This window comes from Streptomyces sp. NPDC090088 (assembly GCF_044747345.1).
Classification (GTDB): domain Bacteria; phylum Actinomycetota; class Actinomycetes; order Streptomycetales; family Streptomycetaceae; genus Streptomyces.
In genome coordinates, this window is sequence record NZ_JBIVDZ010000010.1 from 329780 (window position 1) to 356084 (window position 26305).

Genomic DNA, 26305 nt, shown 5'->3' on the forward strand with positions numbered 1-26305 from the left:
TGTCAGCGGCTCGTAGAACACTGCCTGCGCGTCGGTCCGCCGGGCCGGCGGACCGCGACGACCAGCCTGCTCAGCGGAATCGCGCCGCGTTGGCCCGGGCCCAGTCCGCGAAGGTGCGGGGCGGCCGGCCGGTGACCTCCTCGACGGACGGGAACACGGTTGCCTCGTCCAGCTTTCCGCCGGAGTAGAAGCTGAAGAACGCGTCGACGTACTGCTCGGGCATCTGGGCGAGCATCTCCGCGCGGGCCTCGTCGTCGGGCTGGGCCTCGTAGCGGATCTCGCGGCCGAGTACCTCGCCGAGGATACGGACCCGGTCTCCCGGACGCAGCGCCTCCGGGCCGGTCACCGGGTACACGCGGCCCTCGTGGTCCGCCGAGACCAGCGCTTTCGCGGCGACGGCGGCGATGTCGGCCGGGTCGACGACGGCGGCGGGAACATCCGGCCAAGGCGCCCGCACCGCACCGGCGTTGATCATCGGCAGCCACTGGAACGTGTTCGTCATGAACATGCGCGGGCGGACCATGGTCCACGCGAGCCCGGACGCACGCAGCGCGTCCTCGGTGTCGATCATGTAGCGGGCGACGGCGTTGGTCCGGTCACCGGTCTCGGCCGAGCCGCCGGACATCAGTACGACGCGACGTACGCCGGCCTTCTGCGCCTCGGCGAAGACCTCCGGTGCGTAGCCGCTCAGCAGGAATAACGCCTCCGCGCCGGCCAGTACCGGCGCCAGGGACGACGGGTCGGTCAGGTCCCCGGCCACGGCCTCGGCGCCGGGCGGCACCGTCGCCGTAGCCGGATCCCTGGTGAGGGCCCTCACCTGCTCACCCCCGTCGACCAGCAGGCGGACCACCTCGCGCCCTACGTTTCCGGTCGCGCCAGTCACGACGATCATGCGAACTCCCTACTTGTTAGGGATGGTTCCCTAACAAGTAGGCTACGGGTCCATGAGACGCACTGCCCAGGAGACGCGGGAACACATCCTGACGGTGACGCACGACCTCTTCTACTGGCACGGCATCAAGGGCACCGGCGTCGACACCGTCGCCGCGGCGGCCGGTGTGGCGCCCACGACCCTCTACCGCCTGTTCGCGTCGAAGGACGATCTCGTCGCCGCGTACGTCGAACGCGCCAGTGGGCTCTACAAGCAGTGGTTCCTCGACGTGACGGCCGAAGGCTCGCCCGACGACCGGATCCTGTCGCTGTTCGACGCGCTCGTCGAGCAGGTGCAACCCGAGTACTGCCGGGGCTGCCCCTTCCTGATGGCGATGGCCGAACTGCCGGACGCGTCGGTGAAGGCGCACACGCTGGCCGTCGGGACCAAGGCGTGGGTCCGCGGGCAGATCGGCGAACTCGCTCCGTCGGACGTCCTCGCGGACCAGATCTTCCTTGTCATGGAGGGGGTTTACGCCTCCGTGCAGTCACTCGGCGCCGACGGGCCCGCACGGCGGGCACGCGGGCTCGTCGAGTCGCTGCTCAGGGCGGCAGGTTGAGGACGGCGGGTGGCTGTTCCGGTCAGTCCTTGTCCAGGTCGTCGAGTACGGCGGGCAGGCCGGCACTCAGCATCCTCCTCCGGACGTGGCCCAGGACCTGGGTCATCAGAAACCCGCCCACACCCGTGAAGCCCGTGTGGTCGTAGGTGAATCGCGTTCCCTTGCCATGGGGTTCGATGCGGTAGGCGACCTCGGTGGTCTCGCTACCGCCGGGGTCGGTCCACGAGTAGCGCAGCAGCCGGGGCTCGTCCACTTCGAGGACAACGCAGTCGACGATGCCGCTCCAGCCGGGCTTGGGCTTGGCGATGAACTGGAACCGGGCGCCGACGGTGGTGGTGAAACCTTCCGGGCGCGCCCCGGCTCCGGTCGCGGTCCACAGCGGTATGAGCCCGGGGTCGGTGACGGCGTGCCAGACCTTGGCGGGGGAGTGCGGGTAGTCGCGGACGATGTGGATGGCGCTCATGGTGCTCCTGTAGCGGTCACGAGGAAGCAGGAAAATACAGCCACTGAAAAATTACAGTAGCAGTAAATATTCTGCTGCTGTACTACGCTGGCGCCATGAGCACGGTGGACTGGACGGCCTGGCACCCGGAGGCCGCGGAGCCCGAGGCGGACGGCTTGCGGGAGCGGAAGAAGCGCCAGTTGCGGCAACGCCTGTCCGACACCGCGACCGGCATGTTCCTGGAGCGCGGCTTCGACGCTGTCCGCGTGGCAGAGATCGCCCAGGCCTGCGGAGTCTCGGAGAAGACGGTCTTCAACTACTTCCCCACCAAGGAATCGCTCATCCTGGACCGGGGCGAGACCACGATGGCCGCCCTGCGTGCCGGCCTGGCCGACCCGGACCACACTCCGGTCGAGGCCGTACTGCGGATCCTCTCCGGCGAGTTGCGCGCCATGACCTCCTGGATCGCCGCGCAGGACGACCCCGTCCACGCCACCGCCATGATCAGGCGCTTCGGCGCGCTGACCAGGTCCGCGCCCTCACTGAGGGCCTACCACCGGGACATGACCGACCGGCTGGTCGCCGTCGCGGCCGAGGCGCTGGCCCAGCGCACCCATGGAAGTCCGGACGACCCGGAACCGCAGATCGCGGCAACCGCTCTGCTCGGACTGTGGTCGATCCAGTTCCAGAGCCTCGGGAGACATCTGGACGGCGCCCACACGCCGCCACAGATCCAGGAGGCGGTGACCGCCGACGTCCGCCGCGCGGCCAAGCTCGTCGAATCCGGCCTGACTTCACTGGGGAACGCCGCGCCGACCCGGTGACGTGGAGATCGGGAGGCGCCCGCAGAAGGATCAGCCGGTGGGGTCGGCCTGCAGTGCGAGGACGAGCGCCAGCCGTGTCTCCGGCGTGTGCAGTCCGTCGCCGAAGAGTTGCTCCAGCTGCCGCAGCCGGTAGCGGACGGTCTGCGGGTGAACGTGCAGCCGGGCCGCCGTGTCGGGGACGTTGCTCCCGCCGAGCAGCCAGGCCAGCAGGGTCTCCCTCAGCCGGTCGCGGTGTGCTTCCGGCACCGCCTCCAGCGGAGCGAGGGCATGGGCCGCGAGGTGGGCCAGGAGCGGCTCGTCGCTGCGCAGCAACAGCGCCGGGAGATGCTCGGCGCATCGCAACAGCCCCTGGCCGGGCAGGAGGCCGCGCTCCGCAAGGTCCAGGGCGCGCCTGGCCCAGCGCAGCGACTGCGCGGCCTGCGCGAGCGGAACAGTGGGGCCGAGCACCGCGGGACGGTCACCCAATGCCAGGGCGAGGTCCCGGTCGTCGAAGCGGTCGGAGCCGTCGGGGGCGGGCAGCAGCAGCCGGGGTGGGTGCGCGTCCGGATCGGCCAGGGCTCCCGCAGGTGTCCGCGGGGCGTGCTCCACATCGGTGGGATCGGTCGTGAACACCACAACCGCGACCTGTTCCGGTACGGCCCACCGCGCGCCGTGGGCCAGTTCCCGTACGCGGTCCGGCGGCGCGGGCCGCTCACCGAGCAGCAGCGCGAGCAGCTGTCGGCGACGTGGCTCCCACTCCCCGGAGTCCCGCAGCCGGGCTTCCCCGTATCCGGCGGCGGCGGCCTCCGCGGCTTCATGGAGGGTGCGGAAGGCGAGCTCGCCCAGGGCTGACAGGAGCGCCGAGTCGAGCCCCAGATCCTTCGCCGTCCGACCCATCAGGCGCCAGGCGTGCAGACCGCCGACCCGTAGCGCGGACTGGAACGCCTCCAGGCTCCGGCCCGCAGCAGCGGTGCTCCGTCCCAGCTCGTAGTACGTCGCCTTGATCGCCGCCCGCTCCTCGCCCGGGCCGGCGACGTGTTCGACGAAGAAGGTCAGGGCCTCCACCACACCGGTGCGCAGCCGGCCTTCCAGGGCGCCTTCCGTCTGTGCGTACTCGGGTACCTGTCTTCGGACCTCGTTCTCCACCTCATCGGCCACGAAGGCGAGTTGCCGCCGTAACCGGCCGACGAGTTCGGGCGGCACCGATCCGGCCGGGAGGCCGTCCGGTGCCGGGGTCGGTGCGGCCATCGGTGCGCCCTTCGGTCGAGTCGTGTTCCGGCGGGGGATCGGCACCCGCGGTGAGTGCGGGAGTCGGGAGTGAGACGACAGGACCGGCGCCTTCCGTTCCGCTGAGGCGGGCGGACCCGCTGTGCCCGCGTGTCCCGGGGCCCGGACGCCGACGGGGAATCCCGCGGCAACCGGTAGAGGACGTACGTCGATGGGCACCCCGCGCGCGGCCCCGTACGGGCCGCCTTGTGTCGTTCGAAGTGCGGGTAGGGTCGCGCTCATGAGCGATTCCTCCAGGGTGCCTGCCGCCGAGCCGCGTAAGCGGGTGGACTACGGGACCGGTCGTGAGGCGCTGCTCAACGCGGCCGTCAGGGTGGTGGCCCGGGGCGGCCTGCGCAAGCTCACCTACCGTGCCGTCGCGCAGGAGGCGGGTGTCACGCACGGTCTGGTGGTGCACCACTTCGGCTCGCGGGACGCGTTGATCGAGGCTGCCCTCACCCATGCGGTGCGCACCAGCGCGAGCACGAGCGCGCTGGAACCGGGCACGGGCGACGTCGCGGACTTCGCGGCGGGGCTGTCGGACATGGTCACCCGTGACCCGGACATGCAACTGTTCCAGTACGAGCTCATGCTCGAATCGCGGCGCAGGCCCGAGCTGCTCTCGCAGATCCGCGCGCTGTACAACGAGTACTTCGAGGCCACGGAGCGGGAGTTGTCCCGCATGCTGCCCGAAGGAGCCGCCCCTGCCCTGACCCGGCTGGTCTTCGCGGCGCTCGAAGGGCTGGTACTGCACCAGCTGGTCCTCGGTGAGCCGGAGGTCACCGAGGCCGCGCTGAAGGAACTGCGGTCCCTGCTCACCCGGAAGAGGGAAGAGGGGGAGTAGTCCCACTCGCCTTGGACCGTACGAAATAGCAGGTCGGAAGGGGTCCTCGTCGCTCAGCGGCGGGGGCTCGTTTGATTCCGAACAAGTAAAGAGTCGACTGCGGCGGCGCGAAGTATTGACGAAACTATCCGAGTGGATAATTCTCGCGGGGTAGGGCCGCCGTCCGCCCGTTCCGGGGTGGCCCCTTCTCGCCTCTTCTCGCTCGCATCCCCTACGAGGAGTGCCACGACATGACCGTGACCGCCGCCGGACCCGCGTCCGCGACCGAGGATCTGCTGCCCTTCCGCGACCCCGGCTTCCGCGCGAACCCGTACCCCTACTACGCACGGCTGCGGAAACAGCATCCCGTCCACCGGCACTCGACCGGCCTCTACGTCGTCTCCCGCTACGAGGACGTCGCCCGGCTGATCCGCAACCCCACGCTGAGCGTGCAACAGCTCGACTTCGGGCCCGCCGACCCGATCCACGACACGATGCTCGGCAAGGACGCCCCCGACCACACCCGGCTGCGCCGGATCACCAACCGGTGGTTCACGCCCAAGGCGGTCGAGGGGTGGGCCGAGGTGATGCGGACCTCCGTGGCCGCCGTACTCGACGAGGTCGAGAAGGGCGACGGCGTCCTGGACGTGGCCGACGGGCTCGCTCTGAAGTGCACCTTCGACACCGTCTGTCACATCTTCGGCATCGAACCGACCGACATGCTCGCCATTCAGCGCAAGACCTACGAGATCGGGCTCAGCCTCGGCCCCGGCGGCAACGAGGAGGAGGCGACGGGTACGGCGGAGGCCCTCGCCTGGTTCGCCGAACACATCCGCCGGCTCGTGGCCGACAAGCGTGCCCGCCCGGGCGAGGGCCTGATCGACGCCTTCGTCGCCGCGCGGAGCGAGGGGCGGATGACCGAGGAGGAGGTCGTCCACACGATCTTCCTGTTCTTCGCCGTCGGCCACCTCGACGTCAAGCACCTCATCAATCACGGCATCTGGCTGATGACCCAGAAGCCCGAGCTGTTCGCCGCGTACCGCGACGAGCCCGGGGCGCGGCCCGGCATCATCAACGAGATCCTGCGCATCGACACCCCGGAGTCGATGGTGGTCCGCCTGGCCACCCGGGACACGGTCGTCGGCGACACGACCGTACCCGCGGGAGAGGCCCTCGCCCTGCTCATCGCCTCCGCCAACCGTGATCCCGAGGTCTTCGCCGACCCCGACACCTTCGACCACACCCGCCCGGTCGCCGCCGCCCAGCACCTCGCCTTCGGCTCCGGCATGCACGGTTGTGCCGGCCAGGTCCTGGCCCGCGCCGAGGCCGACGTCGTCTTCAGCTCGATCACCGAACGGTTCGCCGGTGTCGAACTCGCCGGTGAACCCGCCTACGCGCACACCGAGTTCCTGCGCACCATCACCCACCTCCCCGTCCGCTTCCGCTGATTTCCCCCTCCCCGCGAGAGAACAGGAGCTGCCATGAAGGTCGAAGTCGACCTCGACAAGTGCCAGGACCACGGCCAGTGCGTCTATGCCGCCCCCGAGCTGTTCGCGCTGGACGACGACGGACGCCTGTCCCTGCGGGCGCATGCGACCGACGTGTACACGGCCGACGTGGACGAGGTGAACGCCGAGGAGCTGTACGAGGCGGCCGAGGTCTGCCCGCTGCAGGCCATCACGGTGCGCGGGTAGCCGGGCCGCGATCGCCGGCGACGCCCGGTCCGTCGGCCGGCGCGCCATCACGCGTGCCGCCCGGCCTCCGGGCCGTCGTCCCTTTTCCGTGTCCGGTTCCGTGTCCGGCTGCCGGGGCGTGCGCACGTGGCCGTCGCGCGGCGTGCGTCGTGGCTCCGGAGGGGAATCGCCGAACGGATGTGGGCCAAACCCCTTGCCAAACGGATAGTTCCCGCCCAGCATGAGGCAACTCGTTTGGCCTAAAACGAAATCCCGCCCCTCTCCGTCCCCGGTAGGTGATTCGAGTGGACAGTCAGACCGCGGTCTCCACACAAACCGCTCAAGACGCATCCATGGCAGGCAGGCTCAAGCCCGACTCTCTCGGTGTCCTGGGCATTCTCTTCTTCGTTCTCTCCGCCCAGGCGCCACTGACGGGTATCGCCGGAGCCGTGCCCATCGCCGTCGGCATCGGCAACGGTGCCGGCGTCCCGGCCGCCTACCTCGCGGCCGGCCTCGTCGTCCTGCTCTTCTCTGTGGGATTCGTCGCGATGGGCCGGCATGTCGTGGACGCCGGAGCCTTCTACACCTACATCGGCAAGGGGCTCGGCCGCCATGCCGGTTCGGGCAGCGCCGGTGTCGCCCTCTTCGCCTACTGTGCGGTCCAGGCCGCCATGTACGGGCTGTACGGCGCCACGGTGAGCGGCCTGGTCGAGTACTACGGTGGCGTCCATGTCGCCTGGTGGGTCTGGACCCTGGTCACCATGGTGATCGTCCAGGTTCTCGGCGCATCCGGCATCGAAATGGGTGCCAGGATCCTCGCGGTCTTCGTGCTGGCGGAGTTCAGCATCCTGATCGCCTTCGCCTTCGTGACTCTCGTCAAGGGCGGCGGGCCCGCCGGGCTCGGCTTCACGGACAGCTTCTCACCGTCCGCCGCGCTCAAGGGCGCTCCGGGGGTGGCGCTGATGTTCGCCGTGGCGTCGATGTTCGGTTTCGAGGCCACCGCGATCTACGGCGAGGAGGCCCGCGAGCCCCGCAAGACCGTTCCCCGGGCCACCTATCTGTCGGTCGCCGTGGTCACCGGCTTCTTCGCCTTCGTGTCCTGGATGCTGATCTCCGCGCACGGTGCGTCCCGGGCCACCGCCGACGCGGGCAGGGCGCTGCGGAGCGGGGACGCCACCTCGTTCGTCTTCGCGCCGATCGCCGACGTGTTCGGTGGCTGGGCGAACGACGTGCTGCCGATCCTGCTGGCCACCTCTCTCTTCGCCGGCATCCTGGCCTTCCACAACTCCGCCAACCGCTATCTCTTCTCCCTCGGCCGCGAAGGGCTGCTGCCGCACGGCCTGACCGCGATCAACCGGCGGCACTCGCCCTGGGCGGCCGGCCTGGCGCAGACCGCGATCTCCGTGCTGCTGGTGATGCCGTTCGCGATCCTGGGCAAGGACCCGGTGCTGACCCTCTTCTCCTGGTTCAGCGGTGTGGCGGTGCTCGGCATCATGCTGCTGTACTTCCTGACCTCGGTGTCCGTGGTCATGTTCTTCCGCCGCTCCGGCGCTGACACCCGCCCGTGGAACACGCTGATCGCCCCTGTCCTGGGCGCGCTCGGCATCGCGGGTGCCATCTGGCTGATCGTCGAGAACTTCACCACGCTCATCGGCGGCGACCGGACCACGGCCATCTGGCTCCAGGCCACGGTTCCGGCGGTGCTGATCCTCGGCGTCGTCGCCGCCCGCGTGACCCGCGACGGGGCGACGGCCCGGGGCTGAGAGTTCCGTCCCCCCGGTGTGGCCGACCGGTTCCCGCTCCCCCGGGAACCGGTCAGTCCGCCGCGAGTGCCACCCGGTCGAGGAACCCGTCGACCAGGCGGCGGGCGTTCGTCCGGGCCGTTTCCTCCAACTCCCGCGTCCGGGCAACCAGTTCGCCGGGATCCACGCCCTGGCGCAGGCACTGCTCCGTACCGTCGAGCGCCAGCCACAGGCGGACCGTCTCGGCCGTGATCTCGGGGTGGAACTGCACGCCCAGGCTGCGTCCGAGCCGGAACGCCTGGGTGCACACCGAGTTCCGGGCCAGTTCCTGGGCCCCGGGCGGCGGCAGGCAGCGGTCGTAGTGCCACTGGAACCACGGGCCGGGGCCCACGATCGCTGGATCGTCGGTGTCGACCTCGACCCAGCCGATCTCGGGGCGCGGCGATGCCGTGACCGAGCCGCCGAGCGCGGTGGTCAGGGCCTGTGCGCCGAAGCAGACGCCGAGTATCGGGACGCCCGAGTGGTGGGCCTTGCGGAGGAGAGCCAGTTCGCCGCCGATCCAGGTGCCGATCGCCGACTCGTCGTACACCGACCAGGGGGCGCCGAGCGACACGACCAGGTCCCAGCCGTCGGGGGAGGGGAAGTCGAAGGTCACGTCGGGCGTGAGGTAGTGCTCTTCGGGCACCACCGTCATGGCGGTCAGATCGTATCCGCGCTCCACGAGCCGGGCCCCGACGGGGCCGGGGTCGGTCGCGTGGTCGTGCTGGATGACGAGTGCGCGCACGGTGGGCTCCTTCCTGGGTTCACGAACCGGCCTCGGGGTCCGTGAACCGTGACGACTGCTCCGCACCCATCATATCGTTTGGCCTCAAATAAGATATTCGGAGATTCCGCATGCTGGACATCACCCACGAGCGTGGCCCAGCCACCCACGAAAGACGCTGACCCGGCCATGGCACTCTTCAGCCGCAGAGCACACGAACCCCGCCTCGCCCCCGAACTCGACGACGTTCCGCTGGGCCGGGTGCTGAGAGGTGTCGCCGCCACGCGCGGCATCGGTCCGCAGGATCTCGCCGTCGCCCAGGTGGAGCGGTTGCTGAGGGACACGGGAGACGACTGGGACCGCCGTTCGCACCGGGTCGGCGTCCTCGCTCACGCGGTGCCCGCGCTGGCCCGGGCCTGGCGTGAGCGTCGGCCGAGCGATCCGGACGCGCTGGTCCTGGCCGCCTGGTCGGAGCTGGCCACCGATCCGTGGGGCGCCCTGGCGACCTGCCGCCGCGCCGCCGAGATCCGCCCGGGCGATCCGACCCCCTGGGTGGGAGCGCTGGCGGCGGTACGGATTCTCCGGCGGCCGACCTCTGAACTCACCCCCATCTGGAAGGAGATCCACGCCCGCGACCCATGGCACAGAGAGGCGCATCTGCAGATCCTGGGCTACCTCTCCCCGGAGGAGCAGGGAAGCCAGGCCGCGCTGCGGGATTTCCTCGACGACGTCGTCGCGGTCATGCCGCCGGGCGCGCCGACGTCGTGCCTGCCGTTGGCCGCCGCGGTCCGGCAGTACCACCGGGACCTGGACGCCGGCGGAACGCGGGCGCTGGGGATCGGCCAGTACTGGGCGCAACCGCACACCGCGCGATGGCTGGACCAGGCCCTGGCCCATGGGATGCCCCCTGGCCGGCTGCGCCACGCGGCCGCGGTGGCCGATCTGGGGCTGCTCGCCTACGCCTTGAGCAGGGCGGGCCGCATGCGTGAGGCGGGCCCGGTCTTCTCCGCCGTCGACGGGCTGGTGACGCCCTGGCCGTGGAGTTACGAAGGGGACCCGGTGGAGTGCTACGGGCGCTACGCCGGTCGTGCCTAGCGGCGCCGCCGTCGTGCGTCGGCCCGGGAGGTGAAGCCGTGCGTCATGACGAACCGCGTTCGGCGGCCTCGACGATGTTGGTCAGCAGCATGGCGCGGGTCATCGGTCCCACCCCGCCGACCGGCGGCGCGAGTGAGCCGGCGACCTGGTCGACGTCCGGGTGGACGTCGCCGAGGATGCCCTCCACGGTCCGGGTGATGCCCACGGACAGGACCGTGGCGCCCGGCTTGATCCAGTCCGGCTGGACCAGATGGGCCACGCCGGCCGCGGCCACGACCACGTCGGCGACCCGGGCGTGGGCCGCGGTGTCCTGGGTCGCCTCGTGGCACAGGGTCACGGTCGCGTGCTCGGTGCTGCGGGTCAGCATCAGGCCGAGCGGGCGGCCCACGGTGATACCGCAGCCGATGACACAGAACTGCCGCCCGGTGATGGGCACCTGGTTGCGCCGCAGCAGGTCGATGATGCCGCGCGGGGTGCAGGGCAGCGCCCCCGGAATGCCCAGGACCAGGCGGCCCAGATTGGCCGGGTGGAGCCCGTCGGCGTCCTTGGCCGGATCGATGAGCTCCAGGACCGCATGGGTGTCGATGTGGGCGGGCAGCGGCAGTTGGACGATGAACCCGGTGCAGGCCGGATCGGCGTTGAGCCGGAGCACGGCGGCCTCGACGTCGGCCTGGACGGCGGTGGCGGGCAACTCCACCCGGATCGACGCGATGCCGACCCGGGCGCAGTCACGGTGCTTTCCGCCGACGTAGGAGTGGCTGGCGGGATCGTCGCCGACCAGAACGGTGCCCAGGCCGGGGGTGATGCCTCGGAGCTTCAACGCCGCGACTCGCTCGGCGAGTTCACGTTTGATGCCGGCTGCCGCGGCCTTGCCGTCGAGCAGTGTCGCGGTGGTCATGTCGTACGGGCCTCTCGGTAGGGGCTTCCCGGCGCGGTCGTCAGGAGAAGACGACGGTGCGGGAGCCGGTGAGGACGACGCGGTCCTCCGCGTGCAGCCGAACCGCCCGGGCCAGGACGATCCGCTCGACGTCCCGGCCGATCGAGACGAGCTCCGGCGCGGTGTGGCGGTGTCCGACGCGGACGACGTCCTGCTCGATGATCGGACCCTCGTCCAGGTCGGCGGTGACGAAGTGGGCGGTGGCGCCGATGAGTTTGACGCCCCGTTCGTGAGCCTGGTGGTAGGGCCTGGCGCCCTTGAAGCCGGGCAGGAAGGAATGGTGGATGTTGATGACCCGGCCGGACAGCTTGCGGCACAGGTCGTCGGAGAGGACCTGCATGTACCGGGCGAGCACCACGAAGTCGACCCGGTGCTCAGCCACCAGCCGCAGCAGCTCGGCCTCCGCCTCCGGCTTGGAGTCACGGGTGACGGGGAGGTGGACGAACGGGATCCCGTACCGCTCCGCGACGGGGGCCAGGTCGGGGTGGTTGGACACGACGAGCGGGATGTCGACGGGAAGTTCGCCCAGGTCCCAGCGGTAGAGCAGGTCGACGAGGCAGTGGTCGAACCTCGACACCATCAGCAGCACCCGCCGGCGCTGCTCCTCGGGCCGCAGGGACAGTACGGGGTCGAAGCGGGCCAGACGCAGGGCAAGCCCGTCCCGCAGGCCTTCGGCATCGGCCCGCGGGGTCTCCAGGAGCACGCGTACGGTGAAGGTCCCGGTGCCGGGATCGGAGAACTGCGCGCTCTCCAGGATGTTGCCCTTGCTCTCGTTGATCCCCGCGGAGAGCGCGTGCACGATGCCCGGCTGGTCGGGGCAGCTCATGGTCACGATGTAGCGCTGCATGGCTCTGGCCTCCTGGTTCAGGCCCGTACGCGGGCGCGCTCGGGGTCGTACACGGGCGTGGGCCGGACCGTGGCGCTCGCCGTGGAGCCGTCGGCGGCGACCGCGGTCAGTGCGGTGCCGGACTTCACGGCGTCGCGGTGCACGCGGGCCAGCCCGAGGGTGGCGCCGTCGAGAACCGGGGAAGGCATCGCCATCGTCACGTAGCCGACGTCCCGGCCGTCCAGCTCCAGCCGGGCGCCCTCGGCGGCCTCCGGTGCGGCGTCCACGACGACGCTGACGACACGTCCGGTCACCCTGTCCTTCTTGGCCAGCAGCGCGTCCCGGCCCTGGAAGGGTCCCTTGTCGAAGTCCAGTGCCCAGCCCATCCGGCACTCGAACGGCGTGACCGTGTGGTCGTACTCCAGCTCACCCATGATCATCCCGGCCTCGGTGCGGCAGGTCAGCAGGGCGAGCGCGCCGAAGGCCCGGATGCCGAGGTCCGCCCCGGCTTCGAGGACCGCGTCCCAGAGCTCCAGCGCGCGCTTCCGCCCGACCTGGATCTCGTAGCCGAGTTCGGCCGTGAAGCCGAGCCGGCTGACCTGCGCCGGGATGCCCGCGACGAGGGTGTCCTGGAGGAAGGTGTAATAGGGGAAGGCCTCGTTGGAGACGTCGGCGTGGGTGAGGCGCCGCAGGACGGCGCGGCTGCGCGGGCCCTGCAGGGTGAGGACGGCGTACTCGTCGCGGCGCTCGGTGACCGTCGTGCCGGCGGGGGCGTGGGCGGCCAGCGCCTGCTGGGTGGTGGGGTTGCCGCCGGTGACGACCACATGGCCGGGCGCGAGGACGGCCACGGTCACGTCGTCGAGCATCATGCCGTCCGCGTCGACCACGACCCCGTACGCGATTCGCCCGGCGCCGAGCCCGCTGACACTCCGTGAGAAGGCGGCGTCGACGGTGGCGACGGCCTGCTCGCCCTCGACGTGCCACTTGTAGAGCATCGAGTACTCCGAGGCGCCGACGGCGGTGCGGACGGCCTCGTACTCCTCGGCCGGGTCGCCGATGGCCAGCGGAACCGCGTTGCCGTAGACCTCGATCCACTCCTCGACACGGTCGGCGTAGCGGGGAGCGAACGGGGTGGTGCTCAATCCTTCGGGGACGGCCATGGGGACTCCAGTGGATAGAGGGCGTACGGCACAGCGAGAATCTATCCATCTGGATAACTTGTCAATAGGATAGATTGGGGTCGGAGGATCACACAGGCACAGGAGGGGTACGTGACCGCCGCGTCGGAACAGGACGGTGAGGTGGGCCGGGACATCAGGCCCGGCTACGGCGAAGGGCGCGACGCGCTCCTGGCCGCGGCCGTCAGCGTGGTGGCCCAGGGCGGCCTGCGGAAACTGACCTACCGGTCCGTCGCCGCCGAAGCCGGCGTCACGCACGGACTGGTCGCCCACCACTTCGGTTCACGCGACACCCTGCTCGAAGAGGCCCTACGGTGGTGCGTCACGCGCAGCATCGACACGTCCTCGCTGGTTCCCGCCAGCGGCAGACTGGAGGACTTCGCCGCGACCCTGGCCGACTTCATCGCGGCCGACCCCGATGTGCAGGCCTTCCAGTACGAACTCAAGCTCGAATCGAACCGGCGCCCGGAACTGCGCCGCCACGTCGACACGCTCTACGACGCCTACCGCGATGCCGTCCGCGAGGCGCTGGCCTGCTTCGACGTGCCCGAGGAGATGACGGAGATCGTCTTCGCGGCCCTCGAAGGCCTGGTATTCCATCAGGTCACCTCTGACGGACCGGCGCGCACCAAGGAGGGCATCGACGCGCTGCGTCGGCTTCTCGCCGCCTACCGAGCCCAGGCATCCGCGACGGAGGTCCAGACGCCGAGTGACCCGTAGTGTCCTGCACCGGGACGCCGAAGAGGGCGCGGAATGCGCCGCCGAGCACGTCCTCGCGTACACGTTCCGACCCTGTTCGGGCGGCCCCGCGACCCGGAGTCGGCAAGGTTGAGGGCCGCACCGATCAGTACGGCCGCTCCCCTCGCCCCCGGCAGCGGTCGCGTCGCCTCACTCGCCGAGGATCTCGCCACGCAGGAGTTCGGACGGTGGGACGACCTGTGGTTTCCGGCCGCTCCCGGCCACCCGCAGCCGCCCCCGCGCCACCGTCCGACGGTGGCGGCCGCGGCGGTGCAGGGTGAGGAGGGCGACCAGCGCGCCGGTCAGGACGCAGCACGCCGCGAGGCGCAGGCCGAGGTGGTAGCCCTCCAGGAACGCTCCGCGTGGTTCCGCGCCGGCGCGCAGTGCGGAGGCCTCGCGACGGGTGAGCACCACCCCCACCAGGACCACGCCGAAGACCCCCGACACCTCGCGGGCCGCGCTGAGGAGGCCGGTGGCCATGCCCGTACGGTCCTGCGGTACCCGGATGAGCGAACGCACCGTCAGGGGAGTGGTGAGCGCCGAGCCCGCCCCGATCAGCAGCAGCCCCGGCTGCACGTCCCAGTAGCCAGCCCGCAGCCCCGTCCCCGACACGTACAGCAGCCCGAGTGCCACCAGCCCCAGCCCCGCGGCGATCGACACATGCGCGCCCAGGGTCCGCGCGGCACGCTCGGAGAGCGGCGTGCACAGCAGCAGCGCAGCCGCCAGCGGCAGGAAGGCCAGGCCCGCCCCGGTGGGCGAGAAGCCGAGGACGCGCTGGAGGTAGAGGGCCGTGAAGAAGAACACGCCGTTGACGCCGACGCCCCACAGCATCTGCGCGAGCACCCCGCCGCCGAGGAAGCGGTCGCGCAGCAGCCGCAGGTCGACCAGCGGTCGCTCGGCCCTGACCTCGACGACCACGAACACCCAGGCGGCGACCGCGGCGACGCCCAGACAGACGAGTACGGGGGCGGCGGTGAAACCGTGCTCGCCACCGCGCACCAGCCCGTAGGTCAGGAGGTACAACGACAGGACGGACCAGCCCACGCCCGCCAGGTCCAGTCCGCCGCGCGCCGATCCCGTGGAGCCGGCCGGGATCGCGGGCACCAGCAGCAGCGTCAGCAGGCCGAAGGGCACGTTGAGCGCGAACACCCAGTCCCAGGACCACCGTTGGGTGACGAACCCGCCGACCACCGGGCCGAGCGCGAGTGCCACCGCCAGGGCCGCCGTCCACAGTCCGACGGCCGTGGACCGGCGGTGCGCCGGCAGATCCGCGGCCACGACGGCGAGCGAGGCCGGAACGACCAGCGCGGCGCCCACACCCTGCACCGTCCGCGCCGCGATGAGCGTGCCCCCGCTGTCGGCGAGCGCCGCCGCGGCCGAGGCCGCCGTGAAGACCACGATCCCCGTGGCCACCACCGAGCGGCGGCCGAACAGATCCGTCAGCCGCCCCGCGGGCAGCAGCAGCGCGCCGAAGCCGAGCACATAGCTGCTCGCCACCCACTCCAGGTCCGCGACCGTCAGGTCCAGTTCACGCTGCACGGTCGGGAGCGCCACGTTGACCACCGTGTTGTCGAGCGTCGTGACGAAACCGGTCAGCGTCAGCAGCCCCAGCAGCGCGAACAAGCGCGCACGTCCCACCGTCGCTCCCTTCACCGCGGATGTGGCCGGCTGGTACCAGGGATTCTTGGGTGCGGCACGGCACCGTGGCTCTGCCCTGGAGTGACGAAACGAGACCGGTCTTTGTCACCGCGCTGACAGCTCACCGATGGCTTCGCCGCTGGTGACAAGGAAGCCTTCGGTTGCTGCGTTCTTGTGAGCACGGCCCGAGCGCGCGGTCCTCGCGGCCCTACGGTCCGGCCTATGAACACGAGCCGCAGCAGAGGAAGAACGTGGCAGAGCGCCGCTCTGGCGGTGTTGCTGACCACCGGGGCGTTCACCGCAGCCGCCCCGCAGGCACACGGGGCGGGCGCGCGGACCGAGACGGCCGTGGCGTCGTCGGGTCCGGTCGACGGCGTGAGCGAGTCGGTGGTGCGGGTCAAGGTGCCGCTGCCGGCCTCCTTCGGGCCCCGTCCGGCGGCCTGCGACTGGCTGTCGTACCTGCGCTACCGCGCCACCGACGGACCCGCGGCGTCGGCCGACGCCGACCGGATCCTCGTCGCCCAGCCGGGCATCCTGGAAGGAGCCGGAGCGTTCGACAGCGTCGCCCGCGACACCGTGGCGCGCGCCGCCGAGCAGGGCCGGCACATCGAGTTCTGGGCGCTGGACCGGCGCTCCAACTGTCTGGAGGACCACACCGGGATCACCTCCGGCGACCAGCACACCGCCGTCGACTACTACTACCGGGGCAAGCAGGTCGGGGGTCGCACCTTCGCCGGGTACGTCGGCAACGACCGGCTGGGGTGGATGGCGCGGCTCGGCATCGGGCAGACCGTCCGGGACCAGTACGACCTGCTCGCCGCCGAACTGCCCGACCAGGGGGTGCGCAAGCGGAAGGTGCTGTGCGGCGGGCACTCGCTCGGCGGGGTGATCACCGGCTACTTCGCCACCGCGGACTTCGACGGCGACCCCGCCACCACGAGCGACGCCGGGTACAACCAGTGCGCCGGCTACTTCGCCCTCGACACCACCGTCTCCACCTCGCTGGGCGACCTCAGCGGCAGCATCCCGGACGACACCGGCCTGCCCGACGTCGGCCTCGGTTACGGCGTCGTGCAGGCCGGACTCGACAGCGGAGTGCTGTCGCGGACGCTGTCCGCCCCCGTCCTGCTCAACCCCGAGACCATGAACCTGCTGGCCATCGCCGGCCTCGGCACCGTACAGGATCCGGGCGGTGAGGCCGACCTGCCTGGCTACCTGCCCTCCAACACCGACATCGAGGCGACCAACCGCTTCCTGTTCTCCAAGGACGCCGCCACCTTCCTCACCGGCTCACCCGCGGTGAAGGACTTCCGGCTCACCAACGCGGCGGTGCTCGGCGCCCTGATGGACGACAACTCCGAACCGCTGGCGTTCCTGCAGAGCAGCGTCGGCTTCTTCGACGGCGGGCCGATCGCCGACAAGAACTTCCCCGCGGCCAACGGCGGTACGAAACAACCGGAGTTGTTCGGCGTCGAGTACAAGGCCATCCCTGCCCTGCCGCACGGGCCGCTGTACACCTGGCGCGACTACGACCGGGTCGGCGCCGCCGACGACCCCGGCTACAGGTCGGCCGACGGCACGCCCTTCACGGACGCGGACAAGGAGGTCACCGACATCCACGAACTGGCCCGCAGCCTGGCCGAGCAGCCGCTGGACTTCACCGAGCAGTACTTCCCCACCAAGCTGATCACCGACCTCGAACTGGCGACCTCGCCGCAGGTGAAGCAGCTCGTCGTGCATCCGCAGGGGCTGACCGCCGACCCGACGCTCACCGTGCTCGCGGGCGACGGACTGCTCGCCGGCCGCATCCCGGCCGACCTGCACCCGGTGGTCGCCGACGGCTACCAGCACCTCGACGTACTCACCGCCGCGCCCGTACAGAACGACGGACGGCCCGAACCAGTCTCCGGCACCCTCGCGCGCTTCGCCGAAGACCCCGAGTAGCACCGGCACGCACAGCGGTGGGGCCCGGGAGGAATCCTCCCGGGCCCCACGGTCGTGGCCCGCCGTACTCAGACCTTGCCCGCGGCGAACGCGGCCGCCGCGTCGGCGTCGGCCGTGTAGCCGAGGTGCGCGAGGACGTCGTCCCCGCCGTTCTCGCAGACGGGGTCGCCCTGGGCGCAGAAGTCGATGGTGCGGCTCTGGTAGGTACCGGTGACGCTCTTGCCGAGGGCCCGGATCGGGTTGCCGAACAGGAGCACCGCGGCGACCCGCGGTTCGAGCGCGTCGGGAATCGTGGCCACGATGGGGCTGCCGACGAGCGCGCCGGCACTGCTGATTCCGATCGAGTTGTCGACGACGTTCGCGCCCTGCGAATAGCCCACGAGAACGAACCGCTGGTTCGGGCAGGCGGCGGCCTGGCTCGTGACGTGGTTCACCAGGTCCGCGTTGCCCTGCGCGGCCGAGGTGAGGGAAAGGTCCGCGGGATAGTCCACCTTGTAGCCGGACAGGTTCTTGCCCGTCAGTTTCTTCTGCAGGGCGGAATACACCGGGTCGCCGACGATCGTGCCGAGGGTGCCCGGCTCGAAGGTCCCGCGGGCCGCGACGACGTCGATGTCCGTACAGGTGGCGGCGGTCGCCGTGGAGGTCGAGAGGGAGGCCAGTCCGGCCCCGCCGACCAGCGAGAGCGCGGCGAGGCACAAGCGGATACGCATGGGGATCCTTTGCGGTTCGGGCGCGTGACGCGCCTGCGGAAAAGGACGGTCCCGAACGTATTCGCGTTCACTGACGGGGTGTTATGAACGGTGATTCAGAAGTTCTTCGCTTTTTGTTGCCCAGGTGAGTCGGAAAAACCTCGGGAAAAGGTAGTCACGGGGTGAGGTTTTCCTGGTTCCGCAGTGCTTCGGCCCGTAGGGCCAGAATGAGGTCCAGGCGGGTGCCGGGGTCCTGAAGCGCGTCGCCGAAGAGCTTTTCCAGTTGGCGCAGGCGGTAGCGGACCGTCTGCGGGTGGACGTGGAGCCGGGCGGCGGCGTCGGCCACGTTGCTCCCGCTGAGCAGCCAGGCCAGCAGGGTCTCGGCGAGCCGTGCGCGCTGCCCCTCGGAGACCGCGTCGAGCGGTGTCAGAGCCCGTGACTGCAACTGCGCCAGCAGGGATTCGTCGCTGTGCAGCAGGAGGGTGGACAGGTGGTCGGCACACCGCAGCACGCCCTGCCGGGGCAGGATGCCGCGCCCCATCAGCCCCAGGGCGCGGACGGCCCAGCGTAACGACTGCGCGGCCTCGGCGAGGGGAACCGCCGGGCCGATCGCGGCCGGGCGGCCCCGCAGGGCGAGGGCGAACGCCCGTCCGCCGAAGCGGCCGGAGCCGTCGGGGTCCGGCAGCAGTATCCGCGGTGGCCGTGACTCCATGTCCACGAGCGCGTCGGACCCCACCAGGGGCCGGTCCTCGTCGCGTTGGTCCGGCGCGGCGGCGAGCGCGACCACGGTGACGTACTGGGGCAGCGGCCACCGCGCGCCGTGCGCCAGTTCCCGGACGGTCTGCGGGGAGGCCGGCTGGTCGCGCAGCAGCAGGTCGAGCAGCCGTCCGCGGCGCCGCTCCACCTCGTCCGCGCTGCGCAGCTGACCCTCCGCGTACCCGGCCGCGGCCGCCTCGGCCACCTCGTGCACGGTGCGGAACGCGAGCTCGCCCAGCGCGGCGACGACCGGGGAGTCCAGGCCGAGTTCCTCCGCCGTACGGCCCACCAGCCGCCAGGCGTGCAGCCCTCCGATGCGCACCGCGGACTGCAGCGCGTCGAGGCTGCGGCCCTCCAGGGCGACGGCGCGGCCGAGTTCGTAGTACGTCGCCGCGATGGCGTCCACCCGGCCGGGGGAGTCGGTGATGTGGTCGACGAACAGGGTCAGCGCCGTCACGACCCCGGCCCGCAGGTTGCGGCGGTAGATCCCGTCGGCCGGTCCCGCGTACTCCGGAACCTGGTTGCGGACCTCCTCCTCCACCTCGTCGGCGACCTCTTCGAGCTGGGCGCGCAGCAACTCGGCCAGATCGGCCGGGACACGGGGCGGTGCCGTGCCGGTGGGACCGTCGTGGGGGGTTGGGACGGCCATCGCGGACACTCCTTTCACCCGGAACCGGTTCACGCCCACACTGTGCCCGGTGGGGCGAGCGGGATGTCCAGTGTTGGACGAGCGGTTCCTGCGCTCCGTTCCGTGCCCCGACGGCACGGCCGTCACTCCGGGACTCCCAGCGCACGGGCGAGCAGCGGCCAGGACGCGGTGAACTCCCGCTTCCAGTAGGCCCAGCTGTGCTCCCCGCCGGTGTAGTAGTGGGTGGTGACGGGAATGCCGAGCCGGGCGAGGGTGTCGGTGAAGCTGTGCGCGGAGGGCCACAGGGCGCTCTCCAGCGCCTCGGGGTACACGTCGCCGTCGCCGCCGATCACCCCGCTGCCGTTGGAGACGTACAGGCCGGTGCCGGGCAGCCCCGCGGCGCGGGCCCGCGGGTTGAAGTCGCGCCAGGTGAGGAAGTTCAGTACCGGGTTGCCCCAGACGGAGAGGAACGCCAGGTTCTCGCGGGCCACGATGGCGTCGAAGATCGGGGGTACGCCGGGTGCGACGGTGTCGAGGATGCCGCTGTAGGAGGCCGCCGCCGTGAACATCCCGGGGTGGCGGGCCGCGTGTGCCATGGCGCCGTATCCGCCGGTGGAGACCCCGGCGACGGCCCGGACACCGGAGGCCCGGTAGTCGCGGGCGAGCAGCGCCGGGACTTCCTTCACCTGGAAGGTCTCGTAGTCGGTGCCGCTGCGCCACACGGTGGGAATGCCGGTGGGGCCCGCGTCCGGCATCGCCACGATCAGGTCCCGGTCCGCGGTGAAGGCCTCGATGTCCGTCTCGCGGGTCCAGGAGGTGTAGTCGTCGTGGGCGCCGTGCAGCAGGTACAGGACGGGGTACGTCCGGCCGGGCTGGGTGTCGAAGGACGACGGCAGGATCAGCCGTACCGGCGCGCTGCGGCCCAGGGCGGCGGAGGACACCGACACGTCCAGGGTGCGCGGTCCGAGCCGGGTCGCCGCCCGCGCGCGGGTGGTGGCCGTGGCGCCGAACAGCACGGCCAGCGACGCGGCTGCGGCGGCCCTGGTGACCGCGCGCCGGGACACTGCGGGGGTGCGGGGGTACATGGCGGCTCCTCGTTGTTCGGGTTGCTCAGCGGGTCTGCTCGGCGGCCTCCCGCCGCAGACGGGTGGCGATCCCGTCGACCTGCGGCGGGTCGAGCAGTGACAGGTGGTGGCCCTCGACCGGTACGACCGTCAGGCGCGGGCACACCTCGTCCCAGCCCAGCGCCTCGTCGTCCCGTTCGTACGCCGGGTCGTGCACGGTGTGCGGTGCGGGCTCGGTGGCCCGGAACAGGACCACCCGGCCGTCGTAGCCGCCCGGCTCGTGGGCCTCGCCGATCCGCAGGTCCAGGTAGGAGGAGCGCTGGTGCTCCAGAGCGGCCGGCGGCACGTCGGCGACCTCGCGCAGGGCCCCGAGGACGGCGTCGACGCGCGCGGCCTCGTCCTGCGTCGCGACGAGGTCGTCGTACGGCAGGTCCAGCCGGGCCCCGTAGACGTCGGCGACGTGCTCGGCGAAGCCGGTGAAGTGGGCGCGGATCCGGTCGGCCGGTGTGCGGCCGGGCAGGGGGAGGGGCCGTACGGAGTCGAGGAGGACGACCAGCTCCACCTCCCGCCCGGCGGCGGTCAGTTGGCGTGCCGTCTCCTGGGCGACGAAGCCGCCGAAGGACCAACCGCCCAGCAGGCAGGGCCCGTCGGGGTGGGCGGCGGCGATGGTCTCGGCGTACCGGCGTGCCTTCTCCGTCACCGTGGGTGCCTCTTCGAGCCGTTCGAGCCCGTACACGGGGCGTTCGTCACCGAGGCGTTCGACGAGTGCGCGGTAGACGTCGGTCGTACCGCCGGCGGCGTGCACGAGGAAGAGCGGGGCCCCGGAACCGGCGACGCGCAGCGGTCGCAGCGGGGAGTTGTCCCCGGTGGGGAGCGACTGGTGGATGCGGTCGGCCGCGTCCTGCACCGTGGCGGCGCCGAACAGGTCGCGCAGGGCCACCTCGGTGCCGAACTCGCGTTGCAGGGCGGTGCGGACGCGGACGGCCATCAGCGAGTCCAGGCCGAGGTCGGCCAGGGCGGTGGCGGGGGTGACGCGGTGCCGCGGGTGGCCGGTGACGACGGCGATGTGGTGGCACAGGCGCCCGCGGACCGAGGTGTCCTCGGGCGTGGAGTGCTCTTGAGCGGGCACCGGCGGCGCGTCGTCCGCCGTGGTCGCGCGCCCGTCCGTCCACCAGTGGCGGACGTGCCGCCAGCGCGGCGCGGGCAGGTCGATGACGCGACCCGACGGCATCGGCAGCCGCCCGCCCCCGGCGTACAGGGCGCCCACCCGGGTCAGGAACGCGGCGGAGTCGTCGGCGTCGCGGCGCAGGGTGCCGAGGGCGAGCGCGCCGGGCACGTTGTCGGTGAGGGCATGGGCCAGCACGGGGTGCGGGGAGATCTCGACGAAGGCGGTGTACCCGTCGGCCGCGGCCGCGGCGACGGCCCGGTCCAGACGCACCGGCCGGCGCAGGTTCTCGGCCCAGTGGGCGGCGTCGAAGACACACGCGCCGCGCGGGTCGTCCAGGACGGTCGAGTAGACGGGCACCCGCGGCCGTCCGCCCCGTACATCGGCCAGGGCCCGGGCCAACTCCGGCAGCAGCGGGTCGACCTGGGGAGAGTGACCGGCGCCCACCACCCGCATGACCCGGGCGGCCCGGCCCTCGTGCTCCAGCCGCCGTACCAGCCGGGCCACCTCGCGCTCCTCGCCGGTGACCACCTTCTGGCCGGGTGAGGAGTGCACGGCGACGTACACGTTGGGGAAGTCCCGTCGCAAGGAGCCGAGTTCGCCGTCGTCGAGGTCCACGACGGCCATGGCGCCACCGTGCAGCCGGCTGAGCAGCCGGGCCCGTGCGGCGACCACCCGTGCCGCGTCGGAGAGGTCCAGGGCCCCGGCGCAGACCGCGGCGGCCACCTCGCCCATGGAGTGGCCGATGACGGCGGCGGGTTCGACACCGTGCGCGCGCCACAGCTCGGCGAGCGCGACCTGGAGGCCGAACAGGACGGGCTGGGCGACCTCCAGACGTTCGAGGTCACCCCCGGACGCCAGATGGTCGTACAGGGAGAAGCCGCACTCCGTGGCCAGTTGGGCGTCTACCTTCTCCACGGCGGCGGCGAAGGCGGGCTCCTCGGCCAGCAGCCGGCGCCCCATGCCGGTCCACTGGCCGCCGTACCCGGAGAACACCCACACCGGGCCGCGCCCGACGCGGTCGCGGTCGCCGGACGCGACCCGTGGATGGCCTCGGTCCTGGGCCAACGCCTCCAGCGCGTCGGCGAGTTCGCCGTGGTCGCGGGCGGCGACGGCGGCGCGGACGGGTCCGCGACCGGCCCGCCCGGCGAGGGTGCGCGCCACGTCCGCGGAGTGCGCGGCGCTCCCCCGGGGGGTACGGAGCCAGGCGGCGAGCCGGCCCGCGGTGTCCCGGAGTCGTCCGGCGTCGAGGTCGGAGAGAAGGTGGAGGCGGGCGGCCGGGTCGTCGGCCGGGTGCGGCGGCGGCCCCGGGGGGTGCCATTCCTCCAGCACCGCATGGGCGTTGGTGCCGCCGAATCCGAAGCCGGAGACCCCGGCGGTGGCCGTGCCGCTGTAGCGCGGCCACGGCTCGGACTCGGTGACCACGCGCAGCCGGGCGTCGTCCAGAGCGCTGCCCTCGGCGCAGTGCAGGGACGGTGGGACGGTGTCGTGGTGCAGGGCGAGCACCGTCTTCACCAGCCCCGCGATGCCCGCGGCGCTCTCCAGGTGGCCGAGGTTGCCCTTGGCGGAGCCGAGCAGCAGCGGCTGGTCGGGGTCGCGGCCCGGGCCGAGCACCGCGCCGAGCGCGCCCGCCTCGATCGGGTCGCCGAGCGGGGTACCGGTGCCGTGCGCCTCGACGTAGTCGACGTCCGCCGGGTGGAGCCCGGCCCGCGTGTAGGCGGCGGTCAGAAGCGCCTTCTGAGCGGCCGGGTTGGGCGCCAGGAGGCCGTTGGAGCGGCCGTCGGAGTTGACGGCCGTGGCCCGGACGACGGCGAGGACGCGGTCGCTGTCCCGCTCGGCGTCGGACAGCCGCTTCAGGAGTACGGCCGCGCAGCCCTCGCCGCGCCCGATGCCGTCCGCCGCCGCGGAGAACGGCTTGCACCGCCCGTCCGGCGATAGAGCGCCCGCCCGCTGGAACGCGACGGACACGGTGGGGGAGAGCAGCAGGTTGACCCCGGCGGCGATCGCCGTGTCGCTCTCGCCCGTACGCAGGCTGACGCACGCCTGGTGCACCGCGACCAGCGAGGAGGAACACGCGGTGTCGACGGCCATGCTCGGCCCGCGGGTGTCCAGCACATAGGCCAGCCGCCCCGCGGTGACACTGAGCGCCGCCCCGGCGGGGGCCCACGGATCGACGGCGCCCGCCTCGGCGCCGGTGAGCCGGCCGTATTCGGGGGCCGAGACACCGACGAAGACGCCGGTCCGCGTGCCGGCCAGGGAGGCGGCCGGAACGGCGGCGTGGTCGAGGGTCTCGTGGACGACCTCCAGGAGCATCCGCTGCTGCGGATCCATGACCGCGGCCTCGCGCGGGGTGATGCGGAAGAAGTCCGCGTCGAACCCGGCGATGTCGTCGAGGTAGCCGCCGTACACGGGCGCGTCGGCGGGCGGGAACGCGGTGAAGTCGCGCCACCGGTCCTCGGGGACCCGCCGGACGGCGTCGACGCCGTCGCTCAGCAGCCGCCAGTAGTCGTCCGGCCCGTGCACGCCCCCGGGGAGCCGGCAGCCGACGCCGATGACCGCGACGGGCTCGTCCGACAGCCCTGGCCGCACCGGGGGAGCGACCTCCTCGGCCCCGGTCTCGCACAGACGCGCCACCAGGGCGTCGCCGGTGGCCGCCTCCCACAGCAGCGTCACGGGCAGCTCCCGGCCCAGCGCGCGGGACAGCTCCCCGGCCAGGACGACCGCGTCCCGCGAGGACATGCCGAGGTCCGCCAGCGGCCGGTCCATCGGGACGTCCTCGACGGCCGTGCCGGTCCACACGGCCAGCCGTTCGGCGATCACCCGGCGCAGCGCGTGCGCCTCGACGGCCCTCATCGCGCGTTCTCCGCGGCGTAGCTGCCCGCCAGGTACCGTGCCCGGGTCAGCGCCCGCGACACCTTGCCACTGGACGTACGGGGCACCGCGCCCGGCGGGACCAGGACGACGTCGGCGAGTCTGAGCCCGTGCCGGGAGGACACCGCCGCGCGCACGGCCCGACCGAGGTCCGGTACGTCGATCTCGGCCAGGTTCGTGGCCCGCGTGTGCTCCGCCACGACGACCACCCGTTCACCGGAGTCGCCCTGCACCCCGGGCACACCGAAGGCGGCGAGGCGGTCGCGGCGTACGGCCGGATGCGCGTCCTGGGCCGTGGCCTCCAGGTCCTGCGGATAGTGGTTGCGGCCGTCGACGACGATCAGGTCCTTCAGCCGTCCGGTGACCACCAACTGCCCTTCCAGCACGGTCCCCAGATCCCCCGTGCGCAGCCAGTCACCCGGGGCCTCCCCGGCGCCGGCGAACCTGGCGCCGAAGACGCGCCGGGACTGCTCCTCCTGGTTCCAGTAGCCGCGCCCCACGTTGGGGCCCTGCACCCAGATCTCACCGATCTCGCCCTCCGACAGCAGGGCGTGGGAGACGGGGTCGGCGACGCGGATCCGCTGGCCCGCCGGGGTCCCGCAGCCGGTCAGCAGCACGGCCCCGGGGTCGTCGGGGCGCGCGGCGAGCGCCTTTCCGCCCGCGAGGGCGGCGCGGTCGAGCGCGAACCGGCGGAGCGGCTGACCGGGCCGGGCGGCACTGACGAAGACGGTGGCCTCCGCGAGCCCGTACGACGGACAGTGGGTCTCCGGGGCGAGCCCCTGCGCGGCGAAGGCGGCGTGGAAACGGTCGGCCGTGCCCGGGCGGACCGGCTCGCTGCCGTTGAGCAGGGCGACGACGCCGTCCAGCCGCAGGTCCGCCTTCTCCGCCTCGGTGACGGCGGCGGCGCAGTAGTCGTAGGCGAAGTTGGGCGCGGCGCTCAGCGCGCGCGGATGCGCCGCGAGCAGCCGCAGCCAGCGCACGGGCGACTGCAGGAACGCGCCCGGATCCATGACCACCGAGAGCAGCCCCCGCACGACCGGGGCGGCGACACTCAGCACGAGCCCCATGTCGTGGTAGAGCGGCAGCCAGCCCACGAGGGTCACCGAACGCGTGTCGGCACCGTAGGCGCCCAGCGCCTGACGGGCGTTGGCGACGACGTTCGCATGGGTGATCTCCACGCCCGCCGGAGTGCGGGTGGAGCCGGAGGTGTACTGCAGATAGGCGATCGCCGTCTCGTCGGGCGCGGCGGGCGGCCGGTCCCCGGCGGCGTCGGGCACCTCGTCCGCGACGACGATCCGCACGGGGATGTCCGCGCAGAAGGCCCGTACCTCGCGGAGCAACGGGCTCGTCGTCACGACGACCGCCGGACGCGCGTCCGCGAGGACGGCCGCCAGCCGGTCGTCGTGCCCGCGCAGACCGGGCGGGTACAGCGGTACGGCGACCAGACCGGCGGCCGGTGTCGCGAGAAACGCGGTGACGTACTCCATCCCCTGCGGGCACAGCAGCGCGACCCGCTCCCCGGGCCCGGCCTCCTCGGCGAGCCGGGCGGCCAGCGCCCGCACCCGGGTGTCCAGGCGCTTCCAGGTGAGGGTGCGGTGGACACCGCGCGAGTGCGGGCCCGGATGGTCGACGAAGGTGAACGCCCGGTGATCGGGAGCGATTCGGGCCCAGTGCCGTACGTACTCAGGCAGGGTTCGGTACGGGATCGCGGGCTGGGGGCGACTGTGCATCGGGGATGGCTCCTCACGTCACGGAGTCGGCCGGCAGGCCGGAG

22 protein-coding genes are annotated in these 26305 nt (G+C 72.1%); 9 read left to right on the forward strand and 13 right to left on the reverse strand.

Annotated features, from left to right (window positions below; translation table 11 throughout):
- Positions 1-70: 70 nt before the first annotated feature.
- Complete coding sequence (locus tag ACIPSJ_RS41160; protein ID WP_401353616.1) at positions 71-892, reverse strand: NAD(P)H-binding protein; 822 nt, start codon at positions 890-892, stop codon at positions 71-73.
- Positions 893-944: 52 nt separating this feature from the next.
- On the opposite strand from ACIPSJ_RS41160, the gene ACIPSJ_RS41165 reads away from it, so the two are divergent.
- Positions 945-1490, forward strand: coding sequence for a TetR/AcrR family transcriptional regulator (locus tag ACIPSJ_RS41165; RefSeq protein ID WP_401353618.1), 546 nt, complete (start codon positions 945-947; stop codon positions 1488-1490).
- Positions 1491-1512: 22 nt separating this feature from the next.
- Here ACIPSJ_RS41165 and ACIPSJ_RS41170 read toward each other — a convergent pair whose 3' ends face one another.
- On the reverse strand, positions 1513-1953 hold the full coding sequence (locus ACIPSJ_RS41170; protein ID WP_401353620.1) for an SRPBCC domain-containing protein: 441 nt from the start codon (positions 1951-1953) through the stop codon (positions 1513-1515).
- Between the two features lie 95 nt (positions 1954-2048).
- On the opposite strand from ACIPSJ_RS41170, the gene ACIPSJ_RS41175 reads away from it, so the two are divergent.
- On the forward strand, positions 2049-2756 hold the full coding sequence (locus ACIPSJ_RS41175; RefSeq protein ID WP_401353622.1) for a TetR/AcrR family transcriptional regulator: 708 nt from the start codon (positions 2049-2051) through the stop codon (positions 2754-2756).
- A gap of 30 nt (positions 2757-2786) precedes the next feature.
- Here ACIPSJ_RS41175 and ACIPSJ_RS41180 read toward each other — a convergent pair whose 3' ends face one another.
- Positions 2787-3983: a PucR family transcriptional regulator gene (locus ACIPSJ_RS41180; protein ID WP_401353624.1), complete on the reverse strand. Its 1197-nt coding sequence runs from the start codon at positions 3981-3983 to the stop codon at positions 2787-2789.
- 259 nt (positions 3984-4242) lie between these two features.
- On the opposite strand from ACIPSJ_RS41180, the gene ACIPSJ_RS41185 reads away from it, so the two are divergent.
- The 4 genes from ACIPSJ_RS41185 (at position 4243) to ACIPSJ_RS41200 (ending at position 8260) form a co-directional block, all read left to right on the forward strand.
- Positions 4243-4845, forward strand: coding sequence for a TetR/AcrR family transcriptional regulator (locus ACIPSJ_RS41185; RefSeq protein ID WP_401353626.1), 603 nt, complete (start codon positions 4243-4245; stop codon positions 4843-4845).
- Positions 4846-5075: 230 nt separating this feature from the next.
- Positions 5076-6272, forward strand: a complete 1197-nt coding sequence (locus tag ACIPSJ_RS41190) for a cytochrome P450 (protein WP_401353628.1) — start codon at positions 5076-5078, stop codon at positions 6270-6272.
- 33 nt (positions 6273-6305) lie between these two features.
- Positions 6306-6518 (forward strand): ferredoxin, encoded by a 213-nt coding sequence (locus ACIPSJ_RS41195; RefSeq protein ID WP_401353630.1) that lies wholly within the window; start codon positions 6306-6308, stop codon positions 6516-6518.
- 284 nt (positions 6519-6802) lie between these two features.
- A complete protein-coding gene (locus ACIPSJ_RS41200) occupies positions 6803-8260 on the forward strand; it encodes an APC family permease (protein ID WP_401353632.1) in 1458 nt (485 codons plus the stop codon).
- A gap of 52 nt (positions 8261-8312) precedes the next feature.
- Here the strand turns inward: ACIPSJ_RS41200 and ACIPSJ_RS41205 are convergent, their stop codons facing one another.
- Complete coding sequence (locus ACIPSJ_RS41205; RefSeq protein ID WP_401353634.1) at positions 8313-9023, reverse strand: type 1 glutamine amidotransferase; 711 nt, start codon at positions 9021-9023, stop codon at positions 8313-8315.
- 168 nt (positions 9024-9191) lie between these two features.
- Here ACIPSJ_RS41205 and ACIPSJ_RS41210 point away from each other — a divergent pair, with 168 nt between their 5' ends.
- Positions 9192-10097, forward strand: coding sequence for a hypothetical protein (locus ACIPSJ_RS41210; protein ID WP_401353636.1), 906 nt, complete (start codon positions 9192-9194; stop codon positions 10095-10097).
- A 43-nt stretch (positions 10098-10140) separates the two neighbouring features.
- Here ACIPSJ_RS41210 and ACIPSJ_RS41215 read toward each other — a convergent pair whose 3' ends face one another.
- Genes ACIPSJ_RS41215 through ACIPSJ_RS41225 form a run of 3 tightly spaced genes read right to left on the reverse strand, consistent with a single transcriptional unit; the run spans position 10141 to position 13020 of the window.
- Positions 10141-10995 carry a bifunctional methylenetetrahydrofolate dehydrogenase/methenyltetrahydrofolate cyclohydrolase gene (locus tag ACIPSJ_RS41215; RefSeq protein WP_401353638.1) on the reverse strand — a complete coding sequence of 285 codons (855 nt, stop codon included), beginning with the start codon at positions 10993-10995 and terminating at the stop codon, positions 10141-10143.
- A gap of 40 nt (positions 10996-11035) precedes the next feature.
- Positions 11036-11881 carry a formyltetrahydrofolate deformylase gene (gene purU / locus ACIPSJ_RS41220; RefSeq protein WP_401353640.1) on the reverse strand — a complete coding sequence of 282 codons (846 nt, stop codon included), beginning with the start codon at positions 11879-11881 and terminating at the stop codon, positions 11036-11038.
- Positions 11882-11898: 17 nt separating this feature from the next.
- On the reverse strand, positions 11899-13020 hold the full coding sequence (locus ACIPSJ_RS41225) for an aminomethyltransferase family protein (RefSeq protein WP_401353642.1): 1122 nt from the start codon (positions 13018-13020) through the stop codon (positions 11899-11901).
- 111 nt (positions 13021-13131) lie between these two features.
- On the opposite strand from ACIPSJ_RS41225, the gene ACIPSJ_RS41230 reads away from it, so the two are divergent.
- Positions 13132-13758 carry a TetR family transcriptional regulator gene (locus tag ACIPSJ_RS41230; RefSeq protein WP_359225034.1) on the forward strand — a complete coding sequence of 209 codons (627 nt, stop codon included), beginning with the start codon at positions 13132-13134 and terminating at the stop codon, positions 13756-13758.
- Positions 13759-13926: 168 nt separating this feature from the next.
- On the opposite strand, the gene ACIPSJ_RS41235 is transcribed toward ACIPSJ_RS41230, so the two are convergent.
- Entirely contained in the window at positions 13927-15414 is a 1488-nt protein-coding gene (locus ACIPSJ_RS41235) for an MFS transporter (protein WP_359225038.1), read from the reverse strand.
- A gap of 222 nt (positions 15415-15636) precedes the next feature.
- Between ACIPSJ_RS41235 and ACIPSJ_RS41240 the strand changes: the two genes are divergently transcribed.
- The gene (locus tag ACIPSJ_RS41240; protein ID WP_401353645.1) at positions 15637-17358 is read left to right on the forward strand and encodes a hypothetical protein; all 1722 of its coding nucleotides are present in this window, start codon (positions 15637-15639) and stop codon (positions 17356-17358) included.
- A gap of 68 nt (positions 17359-17426) precedes the next feature.
- Here ACIPSJ_RS41240 and ACIPSJ_RS41245 read toward each other — a convergent pair whose 3' ends face one another.
- From ACIPSJ_RS41245 to ACIPSJ_RS41265, 5 genes are all read right to left on the reverse strand, one after another.
- Positions 17427-18068, reverse strand: a complete 642-nt coding sequence (locus ACIPSJ_RS41245) for a cutinase family protein (RefSeq protein WP_401353647.1) — start codon at positions 18066-18068, stop codon at positions 17427-17429.
- A gap of 154 nt (positions 18069-18222) precedes the next feature.
- Positions 18223-19452 (reverse strand): PucR family transcriptional regulator, encoded by a 1230-nt coding sequence (locus ACIPSJ_RS41250; RefSeq protein ID WP_401353649.1) that lies wholly within the window; start codon positions 19450-19452, stop codon positions 18223-18225.
- A gap of 122 nt (positions 19453-19574) precedes the next feature.
- A complete protein-coding gene (locus ACIPSJ_RS41255; RefSeq protein ID WP_401353651.1) occupies positions 19575-20516 on the reverse strand; it encodes an alpha/beta hydrolase in 942 nt (313 codons plus the stop codon).
- A 25-nt stretch (positions 20517-20541) separates the two neighbouring features.
- Positions 20542-24513 (reverse strand): acyltransferase domain-containing protein, encoded by a 3972-nt coding sequence (locus ACIPSJ_RS41260; protein WP_401353653.1) that lies wholly within the window; start codon positions 24511-24513, stop codon positions 20542-20544.
- Positions 24510-26261, reverse strand: a complete 1752-nt coding sequence (locus tag ACIPSJ_RS41265) for a fatty acyl-AMP ligase (protein ID WP_401353655.1) — start codon at positions 26259-26261, stop codon at positions 24510-24512. Before ACIPSJ_RS41265 ends, ACIPSJ_RS41260 begins: the two co-directional genes overlap by 4 nt.
- Between the last annotated feature and the right edge of the window lie 44 nt (positions 26262-26305).